At 56.4% G+C, this 18,200-nt stretch carries 7 protein-coding genes; 3 read left to right on the top strand and 4 right to left on the bottom strand.

Features of this window, described 5'->3' with window-relative positions:
- Positions 1 to 73 precede the first annotated feature (73 nt).
- The gene (locus IEQ42_RS01085; RefSeq protein ID WP_210702286.1) at positions 74 to 433 is read right to left on the bottom strand and encodes a DUF6124 family protein; all 360 of its coding nucleotides are present in this window, start codon (positions 431 to 433) and stop codon (positions 74 to 76) included.
- Positions 434 to 919: 486 nt separating this feature from the next.
- Here IEQ42_RS01085 and IEQ42_RS01080 point away from each other — a divergent pair, with 486 nt between their 5' ends.
- The 3 genes from IEQ42_RS01080 to IEQ42_RS01070 all read left to right on the top strand — a co-directional run bounded on the left by IEQ42_RS01080 (position 920) and on the right by IEQ42_RS01070 (position 7,349).
- Positions 920 to 2,848 (top strand): hypothetical protein, encoded by a 1,929-nt coding sequence (locus IEQ42_RS01080; RefSeq protein ID WP_228731918.1) that lies wholly within the window; start codon positions 920 to 922, stop codon positions 2,846 to 2,848.
- A gap of 99 nt (positions 2,849 to 2,947) precedes the next feature.
- Positions 2,948 to 4,882: a hypothetical protein gene (locus tag IEQ42_RS01075; protein WP_210702285.1), complete on the top strand. Its 1,935-nt coding sequence runs from the start codon at positions 2,948 to 2,950 to the stop codon at positions 4,880 to 4,882.
- 331 nt (positions 4,883 to 5,213) lie between these two features.
- The gene (locus tag IEQ42_RS01070; protein WP_228731917.1) at positions 5,214 to 7,349 is read left to right on the top strand and encodes an autotransporter outer membrane beta-barrel domain-containing protein; all 2,136 of its coding nucleotides are present in this window, start codon (positions 5,214 to 5,216) and stop codon (positions 7,347 to 7,349) included.
- Between the two features lie 353 nt (positions 7,350 to 7,702).
- Here IEQ42_RS01070 and IEQ42_RS27240 read toward each other — a convergent pair whose 3' ends face one another.
- The 3 genes from IEQ42_RS27240 to IEQ42_RS01050 form a co-directional block, all read right to left on the bottom strand.
- Entirely contained in the window at positions 7,703 to 13,099 is a 5,397-nt protein-coding gene (locus tag IEQ42_RS27240; RefSeq protein WP_228731916.1) for an Ig-like domain-containing protein, read from the bottom strand.
- Between the two features lie 406 nt (positions 13,100 to 13,505).
- On the bottom strand, positions 13,506 to 13,865 hold the full coding sequence (locus tag IEQ42_RS01055; RefSeq protein WP_210702283.1) for a DUF6124 family protein: 360 nt from the start codon (positions 13,863 to 13,865) through the stop codon (positions 13,506 to 13,508).
- 566 nt (positions 13,866 to 14,431) lie between these two features.
- Positions 14,432 to 18,166: a hypothetical protein gene (locus tag IEQ42_RS01050; RefSeq protein ID WP_210702282.1), complete on the bottom strand. Its 3,735-nt coding sequence runs from the start codon at positions 18,164 to 18,166 to the stop codon at positions 14,432 to 14,434.
- Positions 18,167 to 18,200: the final 34 nt, after the last annotated feature.

Raw genomic sequence — 18,200 nt, 5'->3', positions numbered from 1 at the left:
ACTGTGGGAGCGAGCCTGCTCGCGAAGAGGCCAAAACTGACAACGAGTAACTCGAGTGTGCAACACGCCAGCGTCAGCCCGACAACTCCAGATTATCCTGCACCCGATTCACCGCCAGCTCCCCCAGCATGATCAATTGCGCGATACCCAGCAGCGTCCTGCGCTGCGATGCCGGAATGAGATGGGCGAAGTCATTGGCGATGGTTCTGGCCGAAGCGAGCGTTTCGCAGGCATCGACCAGCAGCTCCTCGTTTTTGAAGTCTGCGGTAGCGGCGTACATTCTGCGGGTTCTACGTGGCGGTGGCGTGGAGTCGGGCGGGCAGAGGTAGTGGTCGAGGGCACGGTCGGCGGCTTCGCTCAGCCTTCTCGAATCGATGGATTCGTAAGGCGAGGTGGGATCGAATTCGGGCGGGTTGGGTGTTGGTTTGATCATGGTGAAGCTCCTAGAGTCGACGGAGCCGCCACATTTCGCTGCGATACGAAAAGGAGGTGGCAGCTATACGCGGGTCGCAGACCGGGACTCTAGAACCGGCAGACCCGAAGGTCTCCCACGTACAGCCGCCATAACAAGGACGGGTGTTGTGCGTCTAGAGATCAGCGGGCTGCGAGACCCGATCGCTGATTCGTCAGCGACCGTCCCACAATAGAACCCGTCCCCAAGGCGCACAAGCCGGCGGATTCTGGCGTAGCTGTAGGCAACGACGCAAGAATCCGTGGCCGATATCCGTGTCCGCAGGTTTCGATTAAACGTTCTCGTTTATCAGGTGTAAGCCCGCGCATTCCGCAAAACTTCGGACGAACGGTAGCAATACCTGTAATTTCTGACAGTAGGCAGACTTTCCATCCCGGCATCTAATGAAACCACTCTGTTTAGCGCGAAGGCCGCGCTGCACCGGTTCTTCGGAAAGGATGTCTGGACATGACCTATCGCGAAAAGCCTGACGACCAGCCACGATTTGGCGGTCCTGCACCCGTGATCTCAGCGCTGGACACGCCCAAAGTACCAGCCGTGATTGATCCGGAAGATCCCCGGGGACTCCTGCCCGTCGCGGCGTTGGGTAGAGACCTGGAAGTGACTTTCATGGATTTTGAACAAGGACCTGCGCCGAATGAAAGCGATCTGGTCGAGTTGGGATTCATGACCACGGGTGGTGTTTTCCGCAAGGTCGACGAGCGTTGGTATCCGACCAATGATCCCATCGAATTCCCGCAGTCCCTGAAAGTACCTCGTGCCCTGTTGTCGCATGGGGTTTATGAGGTCTCGATCCAGATTTCCATTTACGGAAACAATCCGAATGAAAGTACGCGTAAAACCCTGACCATCGATACCATCAAACCCAACTTCGGAAACAAGCCGGGCGCGGTCGAGTTTCCCCCCGAATTGAATGGCACAATCACCGAGACCTTCCTTGCCCAGGAGGGGGAGGTCAGTGTGCTGGTGCCTTGGTACGCCGATGTCGAGCCCTTCGATCGCGCCGCGTACTTCTGGACTGACAAACCCATTCCCCCGGATTCGGAAAAACCCATTCGCGAACAGGAGTTCAGCGCTGAAGATGTCACCGCCCGACGTTTGCGCATTACCGTGTACGCCGATGAAATTCGCGCATGGGGCAGTGGCGAGCGTTTTCTTTATTACTACCTGAGGGACAGGGCGGGAAACGAAGGCCCCAATTCCTTTCTTTCGACTATCGAAGTCGACTTGACGCCAGCACCGGGGGCACTGCGGCCTCCCCGGGTGCCGCTGTCACCCAGAGGCCTTGTCGATCGCCAGCAAGCCCGCGACGGTGTTTCTGTGGAAGTCGATGAATACGACTTTAACGATCCCAAACATTGGCTGGCCGTTTTTTGGGACGACACGCCCCTCGACGAAGTCCCTGTCGCTTTTCCGCTGTCCGTTCAAGTGCCATGGCCGACCTTGCAGGCCAAGGGTAATGGGCCTTTGCGGGCCAAGGTCTATTACAAGATTCGTCAGGGCGCAACCTATGGGCCACCCTCGCCAGAGATTTCGGTGGCGGTAAACCTGACGCTGGCCGGACAGGATCATGACAAGGCACCGGCATTGATCAACGACGATCTCTCGTTGGTTGAGGTATACGGCCAAATAAGCCAAACCCTGAATACTTTGCTTTCGGATGATTTTGGTTTGCCCGCCAGCGTGTTGCTGCCTCTGTATGACGCACCCGAACAGGGACAGCTGTTGCACTTGTACTGGGGAAGTCACCCAGACCCAGTTGCGTTCTATAAGGTGGAAGCAGGCGATGTTGCCGGTAAATGTGTTGAGTTTTCCGTTCCCTGGCGCGTTATCGAGACCGAAAAAGTGAATCCGGCCTTGCCAGTCTGGTACACCACCAGCAATGGCGTGAATCAGCAGCGGTCGTTGCCGACCCCGGTAGCCGTATCGATTGTCGTGATCGAAGGCATGAAGGAGCCGGAATTTCCGCATGCAAACAGGGACGGCGCATTGCACTGCTGCGCACGACCCAGGCTCTGGGAGGGGGTCACGGTAAGAATCAAAGCTGACCCGCTGATCAGGCAGGGCGACGCGGTGACGCTGTTCTGGCAGGGCTGCCGCGGACTTAATGGTACCGATCCTATCGAGGGCACTTACGAGGAGATTGAAAAAGAACTCACGACACTGCACCCCGGTGAAGACATCGATATTGTTGTTGAGGATTACGACCGGCTAATCGCGCCTATGGTTAATTACGGTTCTGCGCTGGTTTATTACCGATTGAAAAAAAGTAATGGCGTTCGGGGTACGTCAAAAGAGGGCTACGTGATCATCAATCGTACCCAGCCCAGTGGTGCCATATGTTCACCAACCAATGATATATGCGAAGAAAACTGAAATGTTTTCGCGTTGTGTAACGCGATAAATGGCCGGTATCTGCCTGGAAGTTTGTAGTGGGAGCAGAAAGGGCGAGTTCATCAATAAGGAGAACAGGCAATGACCAACTTGAAAGAGTTATCCAAGGCAGAGAGTACTCGCGAAAAATTGTTTGCCTTGCGTCAGAAGTTGAGCACAAGGTCGGGGAAACCCCCCGAAGTTGAAAATCTATTACCGGCTCTGCCGGGAGATAATATTAAGAAACTGCAGGCGGCGCGGCAGGGGACGGACTGTAATGTAACTATCATTGATATGGTTGTGCCGCCAGGCTCAGTGCCGGGGGAGACATTCATTGCATTACATAAAGATGGGATACGCGTATCGGAATGGGAGGAGGTGCCTATACCGCCCGATCCTTCTTATCCCATGGTGCTGCCGGGCAAACATACCGATACTCCGGGCCCATTTCGCTTGACGTACGAAGTTGATTATGGCGGCGTTCCAAACGTCTCGGATGTATTTGAGTTTTTCATCGATACTGTCGCTCCCAATCACGGCGCGCCCGGAGGTGAAGCAATACCACCCGATGAGATTAAGGATGGTTTATTGACGCGTGAAATTCTGGATACGTTGGGTGATTTTAAAATGATCATCCCGACACCTGACGACGTCAAGCAAGGCGATATATATACGGCTTACTACGGAAAGAGTGATCCGGGTATACCTGTTGATACCTTTACGGTCGACGAGGACTCGACTGCACCCATTGAATTTGAGCTAAAAAAAACCACGATTGAGGCGTGGGGGGAGGGGAGTTTTGTCTTCTACTGTAAGTATGAGGATCGCGTCGGCAATGTTGGACCCTCTTCTAAACCCTTTAAATTCGATGTTCGGTTGACGCGGGCACCCAGCGCATTGCAACCACCAGAAGTTCCTGCGAACGATGATGGCGTCGTTGATTTGAAAGAAGCCTTTCCTAATGTGGCCGTGATCATACCGCCATTCACTGATGGTCTGCCGGGCGATGTGGCTCGAGTCACTTTCGACGGTATTTTGCAGGCGGACAAGCCTACGGATGGCACCGCTGAGGTTATTGTCGATGTACCGTACAAGGATGTGGCAGCCAATGGTGATGGTCCTCGGCCTGCAGATGTGACTTACGCGATTGTTCGAAACAGCGTCCTGTATCCGGAACCGACGGGGCTAAATATAAACATCGATCTGTCGATCCCGGGGCCAACCAACCCTGAACCCGATCCGGACAAAGGTAATCCGAACCTGATAGCACTGGTGGTCAAAGGATCAACCGGTGATGACACGTTGGTAGAAAGTGACGTTGGCAAGGAAATCGAAGTTGATCTGACTATTCCTGATCCAACAACATTGAAGGTCGGCGACATCCTCAAGCTGAAATGGGAGGATACAATAGTTCCTCCTCCACAGGGCCAATACATAGTTGACGGGACTGAACCCGCTGGCTTCAAAATCCCTTTCAAACTCCCCTCTTCTGTATTCGAAGCGACTCGAAATGGCAAAAAAACTGCTCGTTACGTCATTAGCAATCCGGCAAACGGAACTAATGAAAATCCATCGTTACCTACCGTAGTTGATGTCTATATCATTCCTGTGACCTTGCCAGAGCCCGTTATTCAGAATCTCTATACGAATCCGGCTGGTCGTACGTTTTTAAATTGTGATTCTCTTCGCGACATTCCAGTGGTGGGTAAAGCCGCGATTGTTCGTATCGCAGGGGGCGGCTCACTTGTCACGGATTTGAAGCTGAATTTCAAATGGGTAGGGTCATCTATCGCTCCGGGTGCTCCTGATGTCGAAGATTATTTGTTCGAAAAAACCCTGCAAGGTAATGAGCATGTGAGCGGTTTTGAAGTTTACCTGCCGTTCAATGCAGCCCTCAGGCCTATCAAAGATGGGAATGGAACAATTACCTATGATGCCGAACTTGATGGTCGTCCTCATACTTCCGATCCGCATGCGGTGAGGGTAGTTGTAGCCAATAATGAAGGGGTTTATTGCCCAGGCACTCAGGAGGAGTAATGTAAACATTTCGAACGGCGGAGATATTTCTCCGCCTTTTGACGTCTACATACAGGGTAAATAAATTTCGTGAAAAACAGGAATCGTCCTACAGCATAAAGTGCTTTTCCTTTGTACCGTGCGCCCCTGAGCACTCGGTTATTTAGAGAACTGTCCGCTTTGAATTAAAGGAGGTTGTATGGGCATCTGTCCAATTCGGTATCCATTTATATTGTCAAGAAAGCGTTTGGCCTGGTTGCTCCTGGCGCCAGTTTTCTCTTCGAGCCCTTTTGCCGTTGCCTTGACGTCCATCGAGGCGGGGGAAACGCTGAACATTGATCAAAACACTGGGATGGATAACTATCGCGCCCGCGATGGTGGCGTGTTGAATTCCAATGGTGCGACTACTTTTGAAGTGTTGATCACCACGGGGGCGCAATTCAATGCTGTGGGGGGGACGTATGCGGGTCAGTCCGGAAGTGCGGGTATCACTGTCTCCAACGCCACTGCCAATGTGACCGATGCCATCGTGAGCGGTACTCGAATGGGCATGTCGATCAACCGGCAGCGCGGTACCACGACCGGTTCAACTGCAGTGATCAGCGGGAGCCGGATTACCGGCCGAACGGCCGGGATAGAAGCGAGTGGTGGTGCAGATATCCAGTTGACTGACACACACCTGACCGGTACAGGGGCAAACAGCTACGGTCTGAATTCGTTCGGTGCAGAGGTACGGGCCAAGGGTGGGACTATTACGGGAGGGGCGAGCGGTATTCGCTTACGGCCCGACATCGAGGGTCTTGGTAATGGCGCCAATGTATCGCTGGACAACGTTGAGGTCCGGGGGCTGGCGGGAGCGGCCATTCTTGCCGCCGGGGGCGTTACGACGCAGATAAACGTGCTGAATTTCACACGCTTGCTTGCCGGCAACGGCGTACTCCTTGATGTGCAAGGCGCTTCCACTGCAACGATGACGGTGGCTGACAGCACATTGGAAGGTACCATCAGCGTCACCGATAACAGCACCGCCAGACTGGCTTTCAACCACGGCCTCCTGGTGGGTGATGTGCTGGTCGACGGCAGCTCTACCGCCAACGTCACGCTGGAGAATTATTCCCAATTGACGGGTCGCCTCGACAACGTCGACAGCGTGAACGTCAACAGCAACTCCAACTGGACACTCACCGGCAACGATTCGATCGGTGCGCTGGGCATGGACGGTGGCACCGTCACCTTTGGCGCCCAGGACGCCCCCGGTACGTATTACACGCTCAATGTCGGCTCACTTTCCGGCAATGGCACCTTTGCGATGAAGGGCGATTTTGCCAGCGGTGAGCGTGATTTTCTCAATGTCATTGGCGCTTCGGCAGGTAACTTCACGCTGGCGGTTGCGGCCTCTGGCCTGGACGCTGCTTCGCCGCAGGCGTTGACGCTGGTGCGTACCGGCACCATCGACAGCGCAAATTTTGCCTTGGCCGGCGATCAGCGGGTTGATGTCGGCACCTGGTCTTACAGCCTGGCCAGTCGGGAAATCGAGGGGGGAGCGAAGGAGTGGTTTCTCGACCCGACCACCGAAGTCATCAGCCCCGGCGCTCGCTCGGTTCTGGCCTTGTTTAACACAGCCCCGACCGTGTGGTACGGCGAGCTGTCGTCGTTGCGCAGCCGTATGGGGGAACTGCGTTTCAACGGCGGGCAGTCCGGCGGCTGGATCCGCACGTACGGTAACAAGTACAACGTTGCCGATGGCTCGGGTGTCGGCTATCAGCAGACGCAACAGGGTTTGTCCCTTGGCGCCGACGCTCGACTGGGCGAAAGCCAAGTGCTGGTCGGGGTACTCGCCGGCACGAGCCAGTCCGATCTGAATCTGAATGGTGGTACCTCGGGTAAGCAGAAAAGCTACTACTTCGGACCCTATCTCACCTGGCTCGACGGTAACACCGGTTACTACTTCGATGGCGTGTTCAAGGTCAACCGCTTTCACAACGAGTCCAAGGTCAGCCTGAGCGACGGCAGCCGCACCAAGGGCGATTACGACAATTGGGGTGTGGGCGGTTCGGCGGAATTCGGGCGTCACATCAAACTGGCTGACGGCTACTTCATCGAGCCGTTCACCCAACTGTCGGCGGTGCAGATCCAGGGCAAACGCTACACGCTCAATAACGATATGGAAGCCGACGGCGATCGCATGCGCTCACTGCTCGGCAAGGCCGGCGCCACATTCGGGCGCAACTTCGGTTTTGGTAATGGGGCCGTCGCCCAGCCATACGTTCGCGCGGCGATTGCTCACGAATTTGCTTCGAACAACGAAGTGAAGGTCAACGACAACGTGTTCAACAACGACTTGTCAGGTTCCCGGGCAGAGTTTGGTGCGGGTGTGGCGGTGTCGATGTCCGAGCGGTGGCAGATGCATGCTGATCTGGACTATGCCAAAGGGGAGCATATTGAGCAGCCGTATGGGGTGAATGTGGGGGTGAGGTACAGCTTTTAACTACTGCTGGTACGGGGAGGGTGTCTCGTAATCAGCGAGATACCTTAACGGCCGCTGTTCTGTCGATGAACAGCGGCCTTGTCTCTGGTAACGGGTTTTGCCTGATACCGAAGCCATGCCTTCAGACATAAAAAAACCGCTGCTCCGTTGAATCGGGGCGGCGGTCTTTTCGTTTAGCTACTTTGCTTATCGAAGCTCGTCTGACCTCTTCGCTCGCCAAACCTCAAGATTGAAGAGTAGCGGGTGATTCAAATGCCTGTTCAAGCCAGATAGGGTCAGCGACACGAGTGCTAACTGAGGGGGGGGGGGGAACCGCTGATACTCCTCGATCAGGCGTTCACCCTCGTCAGTGTTCAAGGAGTGATGCCCACTCCGGGCACCACAGTGAAATTTATAATCGCTTTTTCTTCCCCTGTAACCAGATTTCTACAGTGATAGAACGGGTTGGGGTTGGGCCAATAAAGTATCGACTCACCAGACCAATAGAATGAATTACCCAATGGCCAACGATTTCCAAAAGAACTGCTTATTGCCCGTAACTCGACCATTGAAGGCAACCTCAAGCCTCGACTGTGTGCATCATCACGTACCCTGGCCAACCAGTTTGCGCTTAATCCGTAACATTGCGTCACCCCTGTTACCGACACCAAATAGCTTTTCACTTGGCCCGCCGCATCCCTTACCGAAATCGTTGTACTGCCGTTACCTCGCGCAGTGACGAACCCACTTGCCGAATCTACGAATGCGACGTTTCCATTACTAGAGCTATAAACGTAAGGAGGTTGGCCACCACTCGCCTGGTGCTGCACCGAAGTGCCTGGGCCGAAGGCTGGCAATACTGCGCTCCCCGGAATGAGGTAAATCCTGCCGCTCAAGGTTTGGGAGTTGGTATTGAAGTTCAGCGGCGGTATCACCGGGAGTACCGTGAAGGTACGAGGCGGCTGAGACTCCTGGCCGGTGCTGACAGCTTTTACTTTTAAGGAATGACCACCCACACCCACCGCCAGTGTGGTACTCCATGCGTTGCCTACCGCTCTCACGGTGTGCTTTGGATTGTTGTAGTCGTAGACCTGCACTTCACGGTTGGGCGTAACGTTGCCACGCAAGGTGACCGAGGTCCTTTTGGTTGTTCCGCCGTTACCGATTTCACTGATGCCGTCATGCACAGACGTCAGCGTCGGCGCGATGTGGGCGGCGACGTTGAAGTTTCTCGCCGGGCTCTCTATCGGAACCACGTCATACATGGCCTTGGCCGTGAGACTGTGGGAGCGGATGGCCAGACCGGTGACAGACGTTGTCCATTGTTTATCGGCATTGACGCTGACCGGCGTACCGACGGGGGCGCCATTGTCGTACATCTGGATCTGCTCGCGCGGGGTGGCTTCGCCTTTGACAGTCACGACGCTGTCATAGGTCGTTCCATTCTGCTCCACCGTGCTGACCGAGTCGGTGACCGTGGTAATCGTCGGTGAAATAAAGGCTGCAACAATAAAGACCCGGGGAGGGCTGGACACCGGGTTGCTGCCGTAATCGCCTCGCGCGGTCAGGCGGTAAGTGGTCAGGTTCAGGTTGCTGAAAACATATTGCCAATCACCGCTGGCGTTGACGTTCACCGTATGGACGGCCGCACCGGCATTGAGCAGGGTGATCTTTTCGTTTGGACTGGCCTTGCCCGTCAGGGTGACGGTCCGGTAGTAGGTCGTACCATTGGCGGCGACCTCACCGCGCAGGTCACTCACACGGGAGATCGTCGGCGTGACCGCTTGCGCCACGACGAAATTCCGCGGTGGACTGGTTGCAGGGTCAATCTCGTACAGCGCCTCGGCAGTGAGGCTGTAGGAGCGAACTTTCAGATCGTTGAGGCGGTGGTTCCAGACACCCTTATCGTCGACGTCAAGGGTAATGACCGGCTGTTTGTTCTCCAGCAGTTTGACCTGCAGGTTTGGCGTCGCGCTGCCGGCCACCAGCACACTGTTGTCGTAAGTCGTGCCGCCCGGCGGGATGGGCGATCGCGAGTCGCTGACGGAAAGAATTTCCGGCGTTTGGGCGAACTTGACGGTAAAGGTTCTGGGAGGACTTGAGACCGGGTCAGCGTCATAAAGGGCCTTGGCGGTGATGCTGTAAGACTTCTCGGTCAACGGGCCGATCTCACGCCGCCAGGTGCCGTCGGCGGCCACCAGTGCCGTGCCCATCGATGTCGTTGACCCATCGAACAGCTCGACCGTTTCGCTGCGTGTGGCCGTGCCGGTCACGGTGACTTTTTTGTCGCGGGTTTTGTCACCTTCTTCGACATCGCCCCGCGAGTCGGTGACCGTGGTAATCCTCGGTGAAATAAAGGCTGCAACAATAAAGACCCGGGGAGGGCTGGACACCGGGTTGCTGCCGTAATCGCCTCGCGCGGTCAGGCGGTAAGTGGTCAGGTTCAGGTTGCTGAAAACATATTGCCAATCACCGCTGGCGTTGACATTCACCGTATGGACGGCCGCACCGGCATTGAGCAGGGTGATCTTTTCGTTTGGACTGGCCTTGCCCGTCAGGGTGACGGTCCGGTAGTAGGTCGTACCATTGGCGACGACCTCACCGCGCAGGTCACTCACACGGGAGATCGTCGGCGTGACCGCTTGCGCCACGACGAAATCCCGAGGTGGACTGGTCGCAGGGTCAATCTCGTACAACGCCTCGGCAGTGAGGCTGTAGGAGCGAGCTTTCAGATCGTTGAGGCGGTGGTTCCAGATACCCTTATCGTCGACGTCAAGGGTAATGACCGGCTGTTTGTTCTCCAGCAATTTGATCTGCAGGTTTGGCGTCGCGCTGCCGGCCACCAGCACACTGTTGTCGTAAGTCGTGCCGCCCGGCGGGATGGGCGATCGCGAGTCGCTGACGGAAAGAATTTCCGGCGTTTGGGCGAACTTGACGGTAAAGGTTCTGGGAGGACTTGAGACCGGGTCAGCGTCATAAAGGGCCTTGGCGGTGATGCTGTAAGACTTCTCGGTCAACGGGCCGATCTCACGCCGCCAGGTGCCGTCGGCGGCCACCAGTGCCGTGCCCATCGATGTCGTTGACCCATCGAACAGCTCGACCGTTTCGCTGCGTGTGGCCGTGCCGGTCACGGTGACTTTTTTGTCGCGGGTTTTGTCACCTTCTTCGACATCGCCCCGCGAGTCCGTCACAGCGGTGATGACCGGCTGCACGTAGTCGTAGCGGGTTCTGATGGTCAGGTGTAGCTGTGGGAACAAGCAGGCAGTGTCCTCTTTTTCACTGCCATCGAATGCGACTTTGCAGATCAAGGTGGCGGGCGTGGAGTGGCCCAGTTTCATCAGTTCGCTTCTGAGCAAGGTTTCGTTGAGGCCATTGGTCACTTGCGGTGGGGTTATTTCCGCACCCGGAATAATTTTGATGGTGTAAGTAGCACCAGTAGTGGTTTGTCCGATGAGGTAGAGCGAGATGCGTTGTTTGGGCGCAATGAATGGCCAGATAGCGAGAACAGCTTTGGCATCGCCGCTGAATGTCATCAGATCCAGGACTTTGTTCTGTGCTTGAGGTACTTGCGGGTGGGGCAGTTCGTTTTCAGGGTCCTGGAAGCCTGAAACATACAAGTCGAGTGTTTGCGAAGGCGTTGTATAGGTGTAGCGCGTTACTTCGTATGTCACGAGCACTCTTTTCGCAATATTGGCGCCAATCACCGGAGGTGGTAAATGGAATGGAACGGTGCCAGTGGGACTGCCCGGCAGCTCCAGATCATCAGAGGTGCCCGCGCCGGGCGTTCCTGACCACTTCAAACGGATCATGTCCTGGTCAGGGTTCATGCTGGAGTAGCTGGCGGTGATGTCCACGCCGTTCAACCCATCCATTGGGTTGAGCGTCTTGTCGGGTGCCTGTATCACCTCGGGCGGCGGTAGCTCACCGATCAGTTCTCCTATCAGCAATTCAAGCGTGGCCGAATGTTCATACCGTCCGGTTGCGGCTCGCAGCACCCAAAACCGCACTTTCACACGCTGTCCGATATTCGCCGTGACGAACTCTGCAAGCACCCGAAAGCGCACAGGCTTGCCTTCACTCACCGTGGTGATGGGCACCCAGTCGCTGGTACTGCCGAAGGGATTGAGGCTGCGCCAGCTATACGTCAATACATCACCGCTGACAGTGTTCGCCTCCGCGCCGATCAGCACATGAGCGCTGTCGAACACCTTCGACGGATCAAGCACATCCCCCGGCGGATCGGCTTCCTCGACCTCGGGACGGGGCAATGTCGCGCGGACCTTCTCGACCTTGGCCAGCAACCGCTCGGACTCTCTGACGTCGAGGAGGCCAGGTGCATCGTTCGCGACCACGTAAGAAAGGTCGAGCGTGCCGTTATCAAGCACACTGATGTGCTGGGAATCGACGTAGAACGTGACCAGGCCTTCCCTGGCTTCGTTGTCGCTGACGATATGCGGGACTTCATGCAGATAGGCATCGCCATTGGCCTTGATGCCAGACCATAACAGGCAGATCAGGTCGCCATTTTTCATCGCGTAGCGCACGTCGACCGTGGCGTAGAGCTCGTCCGGTTCGAGGGTGTCGCCGAGCAGTTCGCGGATGCTCGGCTCGGGGAGCATGTTGACGTCGCCTTCTACCCTGGCAAGAGCGCGCCTGGAAGAGATCGGGTCGCCCCCGTCCTTTTTGTAGAGAATAAAAGACGCATCGGCGCGCCCTTGGGCGATGGCCCTGATCAACTCATAGGGCACTTCGATTCCCAGCACTGAAGGGACGTTATCGATGTCGCGGGTTTCGCTGCAGATGAGCGGTTCCGCGTTATTCGGCGGCGTACCGATGAAGGTCATTTTCACGCGGTCGCCCAAAGCGAAGTATTGGCTGCTGACATGGATCTGAATCGTCACCGGCTGCTTTTTCAAATCCCTGATGGTAATGACGCCGTTGAGGGCTTCCCTGATGATCGGTGCCTCCAGTCGCCAGCCGCCCGCGTCAACGTCAATGTAGGTGCGTTTGGAGTGGCGGTCGGCCCAGTTCCAGACTTCGTCATTGATGTCGTATTTGATTTCCCGTCTGAGACCGTCGCCGGCGCCGAGAATGGCGTCCTGATCAATCAGGATTTCGATCGGCTGCTGGCCTTCGGCTTGCTCCGGCGTGATGCGGTGCGCAGGAAGCAGGTAATCGCCCAGCTGTAAACGGACCTTGTCGTTGGGTGTGCAAAACACATAATGAGGGATGGTGGCCGGTACCCCTTTTTTGGCCCATTCGGCGTCTATCACGCCCTGATCGACCAGCTCGGGCGGCAGTTGCACGATGTTCAGTTCTGAATGGCCGTCGGGCAAATGCGGTTCCTTGTCACGATTTCCCGGCTTGCAAAGCTTGACCCCTATCCGCGAGGCCACCGAGGGCGGATCGGCTTCGGTCTCGCCTTTGCGTGTGAGCACATAGTGGCAGTTTTCAAGCCACCCCGACTTGACGGGCGTGGGCAGATAAAAGAACACCCGCTGGTTGACTTCGTCGGCCTCCACGAATCGCTCGAGCACTCTCGTGTCGTTGTAATAAATCTCGAGTTTGTCGCCCTCGCACATGGGGCTCAGATAAGGATTGATGACGCACAGCACGCCGTCGGGGTCATCGGTGGCGACCTTGATGCTGATCCCGCCATCGCCATCTTGCACCGGCTCGACCATCCCCGGAATCAGCAGGGGACGCAGCACCGCCAGTGGGCTGTTGCCTTCCGTCAGGGGAGGGAAGCGGAAACGCTTGTGAGAAGGCATCAGGCAAGTCCTCTTAAAGAGAATTCAGGCGTTTTTTGATGACGACCGGTGCAGTCTCACTCAGTGGGAATCAGGGGGGATGCCGGCTTGAGGTAGTTGACGAACACGGGAAGGCACTCCAGTTGGGTGATGGAGTGATTGAACCTGTGTCGATGAATTTGCGCACCTGTCAGATCTGACAGGTGCGCAGGGGTATCCGACGAGCGGTTGTTTGTATCGCTTGCTTGAGCGATGGGGAGTCTTTGAAGACGCCTTCGCGAGCAGGCTCGCTCCCACAGGTTCGCCGGTGTAAACACAGCCTTGTGATCGACACCGATTTCTGTGGGAGCGGGCTTGCTCCGGGCAGCGATCCGGCGAAGGCGTCGGCAGCTACAGCACCTCATTCAAGGCTTGTCACAGATCCTAGCTACTGCGGCAACTGCAGATTATCCATCACCCGATTCACCGCCAGTTCGCCGAGCATGATCAGTTGCGCGATCCCCAGCAGCGTCCTGCGCTGCGATGCGGGGATGAGGTGGGCGAAGTCATGGGCGATGGTTCTGGCGGAGGCCAGTGTTTCACTGGCGTCGGCCAGCAGTTCTTCATTTTTGAAGTCTGCGGTAACGGCGTACATCCGGCGGGTTTTGCGTGGGGGTGGGGTGGAGCCGGGTGGGCAGAGGTAGTGATCGAGGGCGCGGTCGGCGGCGTCGTGGAGTTTTTTTGAATTGAGGGATTCGTAGGGGGAGGTGGGGTCGGTTTCGGGTGGGTTGGGTGTTGGTTTGATCATGGTGAAGCTCCTTTGAAGTGGAGCCGCTACAACCGGTCGCTAAACAGGAGGGTGGCGGCTGTACGCAGGTTAGCGAACCGGTCAAAGGCACCCGGCAGACCCGAAGGTCTCCCGCATACAGCCACCATGACGAAATCGCGAACATACAGATCCGCAACGAAGCCTGGAACGCTGATGCACCTTTGACTTGAGTTCGAGTCGCTAAACCCGATCGCTGATTCGTCAGCGACCGATCCACGATAGAGATCCGGCCCAAGGCGCACAAGCCGGCGGATTCTGGCTTAGCTGTAGGCAATGGCGCAAGAATTTGTAGCCTGGAAGGCGTGTCTGCAAGTGTCTTTTAAACACCTTCGTTTAAATCAAAGAATCGCGCCGGATTTTATGGCCCCTTCGCGAGCAAGCTCGCTCCCACATTTGGAATGCGTTTCCCTGTGGGAGCGAGCTTGCTCGCGAAAGGGCCATCCCGGTCAGCAGAAAAATCCCGATCAAGCCCTGCTGTTTAAATCACTGGTTAGATAAAGCCGTCGCCAAATTACAAATTACTGGAAACCCTGTCATTGCGCAGATCAGGCGATGAGTGAAAAGTGATCGAGCGCGATCCAATCGTTTGATCTGCATTCTATTTCAATCCTGCTTATTCCGTTTGAAGTGAATTCTACAAGATGGGCGTCTTCAAGCGATTGAGTAAATAGTCTTTCTCCCAACAGTTGACCCGCTGTATTGTAAAAAAAAGCCGTAATGTCATTGGTTTTTGTCCAGCTTTGCCAAAAACTGACTGTTGAATATTCTGATTTGAGATCAATTTTGCATCTATGTGACTTTAATAATGAGCCATCGGGATAGCCAAGATGCAGTAATTGCCTGCTACGTTTGCCGGGGATTTCCGGGCGGGACATAGAGGAATAAATCCCTATATATCCGCCACCTGAAAGAAAGGTAATGGTCATGGTCGGGAGTTCGATGCTTTGGTGAACTTTTATCCATTGATTAGGCGTGCCATCAAAGTTTTCATATACAGGTGAAATGTCTTTTATGCCGTAGGAACGTAGCGGAAAGGTCACCGCGTTAGCTTTGACAGCAGACCCATCCAGGATAACCGCGCACGTTATCTTCAGCTCAGTCCCGTGTTTGAGTTCTTTCAACCACTCAACCGGCGCCTCCACCGACAAGCCATCCATTGAATCATTAGGCTCTCCCGACCTGACATCTATGCTGACGGGGTCACCATTCTTGTCAAAGCCTGCACACTTGACCCAGATCGGTTGCCCGGGCTCGAACACCGGCCATTTCGCCGCGAGAATCCGCGCATCCGTTGCGAGTCCTTGAACATTCAGCTCTGAACTCGTATTGCCGTCAATGTTCGGTGTCGGCAACCGTGGATCCCCATCCGCAATCTTCAGCACACTCATTCGTGTGATGGGCGACTTGCCAGCCTGCCCACCGTTGCGGTGCAAATTCCAGAGCAGCTCGATCTCCTTTCCATGCCGCGCGGCGAGAAATGCGGGGCTCAACACCGTATCCACCTGTTTATCGCTGTTGAACTCCACCAACGGAAACTGCGGCGAACCTACTGGCGGATTGACTTCCTCTAGCCGTGCCCGGTCGTCGCTCCGTGCATCAAGGAATTCAATGCGCACCGCCACACCCTCCGGGTAGGCCAAGACATCAATCGGGTCTTCGGCCGGAGCCACAAGAGCCGGTGGCTGCAAATCCAATGTCGCCTTGATCGTGTATGCCTTCACCGGCGCTAAAATCGCCTCTTCCTCCACACGGCTCAAGGTCAACGCGGCCTTAAAATGCAGTTCCAGCGTGCTGTCATTGGCCAGGTCCTTGAGGAGGTTGTAAGCCAGTGGGTGTTCATAGGAACCGGTCGTGGCCCAGTTCTGGTTGACGAACGATGACGGCCACATCCATAGCACGTGATTGAGTTCTTCGCCGTCGGTTTTCGTTCCTTTGATTTCCAGTTTGACCCGATGATTGACGGCCATATACGGCCAAGCGCCAGCGACGATGGTGGCGCCAGTGGGCACCTTCGACAGATCCAGCTCCGTACCATCGGCTTGCTTGATGCTGATTTTGTCCATTTGCGCCGCAGGCAATGGCGTGACGTTGACGGTCAGGGGCAAGGATGGAATGGTCTGGCCTGCCTTGACTTCGTATTTGAGTGTGAAGGTTTTGGTCGCATTGCCGATGTTGGCCGCAATGGCTTCGGCAGGAATCAGAAACTCGATGCTGCCACTGGCGACGCCTTGTTTGGCGGGGATTTCCGGCGAGCCTGCGCCGGGCGTGCCCGTCATGGTCAGTTTGATGTTTTGTTTATCGTTCATGCCCGTGTAGGCCACGATGACCTTGGCTCCGCTCTGAGCGTCCAGAGGTGCCAGCGTCACACTCGCGCCCGTACCGTTGGCGAGTGGCATTTGCGGCAAAGGCAATGGATTTTCCAGCGCCACGCCGACACTGAACGTCAACGTATCCGAATAACTCGTCCCGCCCGCCGCGCGTTTGATCTCGTTCTTGACCTCGACCGTGCCGCCTTCATTGCCCTTGATCATCGCAGCCGGGATGGTGAACGGCACTTCCTTGCCGGCGGTAAATTCGTTCAGCTTGATCGAGTCGGAATATTCGCCGGTGATCGAGCCGAACCATGATATGAAAATATCATCGCCGGAGACCGTTTCTTTGTAGATCATCGTCGCGGTGGTGCCGGCGGTGTCGGCGGGCAGGACGCCGTCCACCACGCCGGCCACGACCGGTTTCGGCAGTTCCTGGCGTGGTTCGCCGATGCGCAGGATGTCGGTGTGGATCGACTCGCGAATGGCGCGGGTGGCTTCGAACGGGTCCAGCGTGGTGAGCACTGCGCTCGGAATCAGTAGTTGGTAGTAGAACTCCGCCGTGCCACCGTCGACCGGGGCCAGGTGTTTGCCGTCGATGTTGTACAACAGTGGTTTGGCCGCGACGATGTCGTTGTGGGTGATGGGGCGCGCTGGCAGCTCAGGCAGGTACGGTTTGAGGCCGGGCGTGGTACCGAGCATGGCCGGCTGAAGGACCTGGCCTTCGACAAAGGATATGTCGAAGGGGATCTCGAGACGGATTTGGGGCAGTGTCGGGTCCAGCGCTCCGGAGTCCTCGTCCAGCACTTCCGGCGCGGCCAACCGCTGGACTTCGCCAATGACGCGGATGAATTGGTTTTTGGATTTCAGATCGGCGGAGCCGTCGGCTTTTTCCAGGCGGAAAGACAAGGTGATCGGGGACTTGGCCAACTGGCGCAGCACGGCGTTGGGGGCCTTGGTTTCCATAACGCTCGGCACACTTTTCAACTCCACGCCTGCTGACGGTTCCCAATCAATCGGCGGTCCTTCGACGGGGGTGCCCTTGATCCTGATGAATACCTTGTCTCCGACTTTGAACTTGCTCGTATCCATGGCAACAACTTGCACGGTGCCATCGGCGTCGCCCAGTTTGTCGACGTCCAGCACGTTGTTCAGCGTTTCCTTGAGCAACGGCGCGATCAGCCGGGTCGCATCCACCGCCACCTCTATACGCTGCTCGGGGCTCCAGTCCTCGGAACGGTTGAAGACCTTGTCGTACACCTCGAACACCACGGCCACGCCGGGAGACTCTGCATCGCCGGCCTCGCGAATGATCGCTTCCGTGATGGTGATGGTGATCGGGGCCTTGCCTTCCGCCTGTTCCTGGGTCAACGGCTCACTGAGCACGAAGATCCCGCCCCAACTCAAGCGACAAATATCGCCCGCTGCGGCGTAGGGATAGGGTGGTGTGCCATCGGCCTTGCCAATGCTGATCTCCACGCCATCGGCCACGTTTTCCTTGTCGATGCCGCCGTCAACAATCTCCTGGGGAATGATCATGATCAGCCTGGAATGCCCGCCGTCACCGTTGTCATCATGGCCGGCAGGGCGCGACAGCTTGACCACCACCTGCGTGACTTCGGACGGTTCAGGCTTGCTGGCGCCCAGCTGCTTGACGGAATAGGACACCGTAAACTGGCCATCGACCATGTGCCGGGGAGGCACGAACATGCGCAGTCGCGTGTTGACTTCTTCCTTGTTGACGGTTTCCACCCAGACGTTCTGCCCGGTGCCCCAAGCGACCGTCAACTCGTCGCCTTCCGCCATGTTGCCCCAAGGCCCCGCCTCGCAGAGCAGGCCGTGAAACGGAAAGTTGCCCAGCGCGGCGGCGATGTTGATGCCCCAGACATCGGGATCCGTCGACACCGGGTCTTTGCTGCGACCGGGGATGCCGAGTTCCTCAAGGAGCATAGGTTCGATGGGGCTGGACATGGCGAGGACTCCGCTGAGGAAGATGACGGAGTGA

Source organism: Pseudomonas iridis, assembly GCF_017980685.1.
GTDB classification, from domain to species: Bacteria; Pseudomonadota; Gammaproteobacteria; order Pseudomonadales; family Pseudomonadaceae; genus Aquipseudomonas; species Aquipseudomonas iridis.
The sequence above is the reverse complement of the archived record's forward strand: the minus strand, read 5'-3'. Positions and strand labels throughout refer to the sequence as shown.

Excerpts from the sequence above, each read along its gene's own strand:
- IEQ42_RS01050 (WP_210702282.1), bottom strand. The coding sequence starts at position 18,166 with ATGTCCAGCCCCATCGAACCTATGCTCCTTGAGGAACTCGGCATCCCC.
- IEQ42_RS27240 (WP_228731916.1), bottom strand. The coding sequence starts at position 13,099 with ATGCCTTCTCACAAGCGTTTCCGCTTCCCTCCCCTGACGGAAGGCAAC.
- IEQ42_RS01075 (WP_210702285.1), top strand. The coding sequence starts at position 2,948 with ATGACCAACTTGAAAGAGTTATCCAAGGCAGAGAGTACTCGCGAAAAA.
- IEQ42_RS01070 (WP_228731917.1), top strand. The coding sequence starts at position 5,214 with ATGGATAACTATCGCGCCCGCGATGGTGGCGTGTTGAATTCCAATGGT.
- IEQ42_RS01080 (WP_228731918.1), top strand. The coding sequence starts at position 920 with ATGACCTATCGCGAAAAGCCTGACGACCAGCCACGATTTGGCGGTCCT.
- IEQ42_RS01055 (WP_210702283.1), bottom strand. The coding sequence starts at position 13,865 with ATGATCAAACCAACACCCAACCCACCCGAAACCGACCCCACCTCCCCC.
- IEQ42_RS01085 (WP_210702286.1), bottom strand. The coding sequence starts at position 433 with ATGATCAAACCAACACCCAACCCGCCCGAATTCGATCCCACCTCGCCT.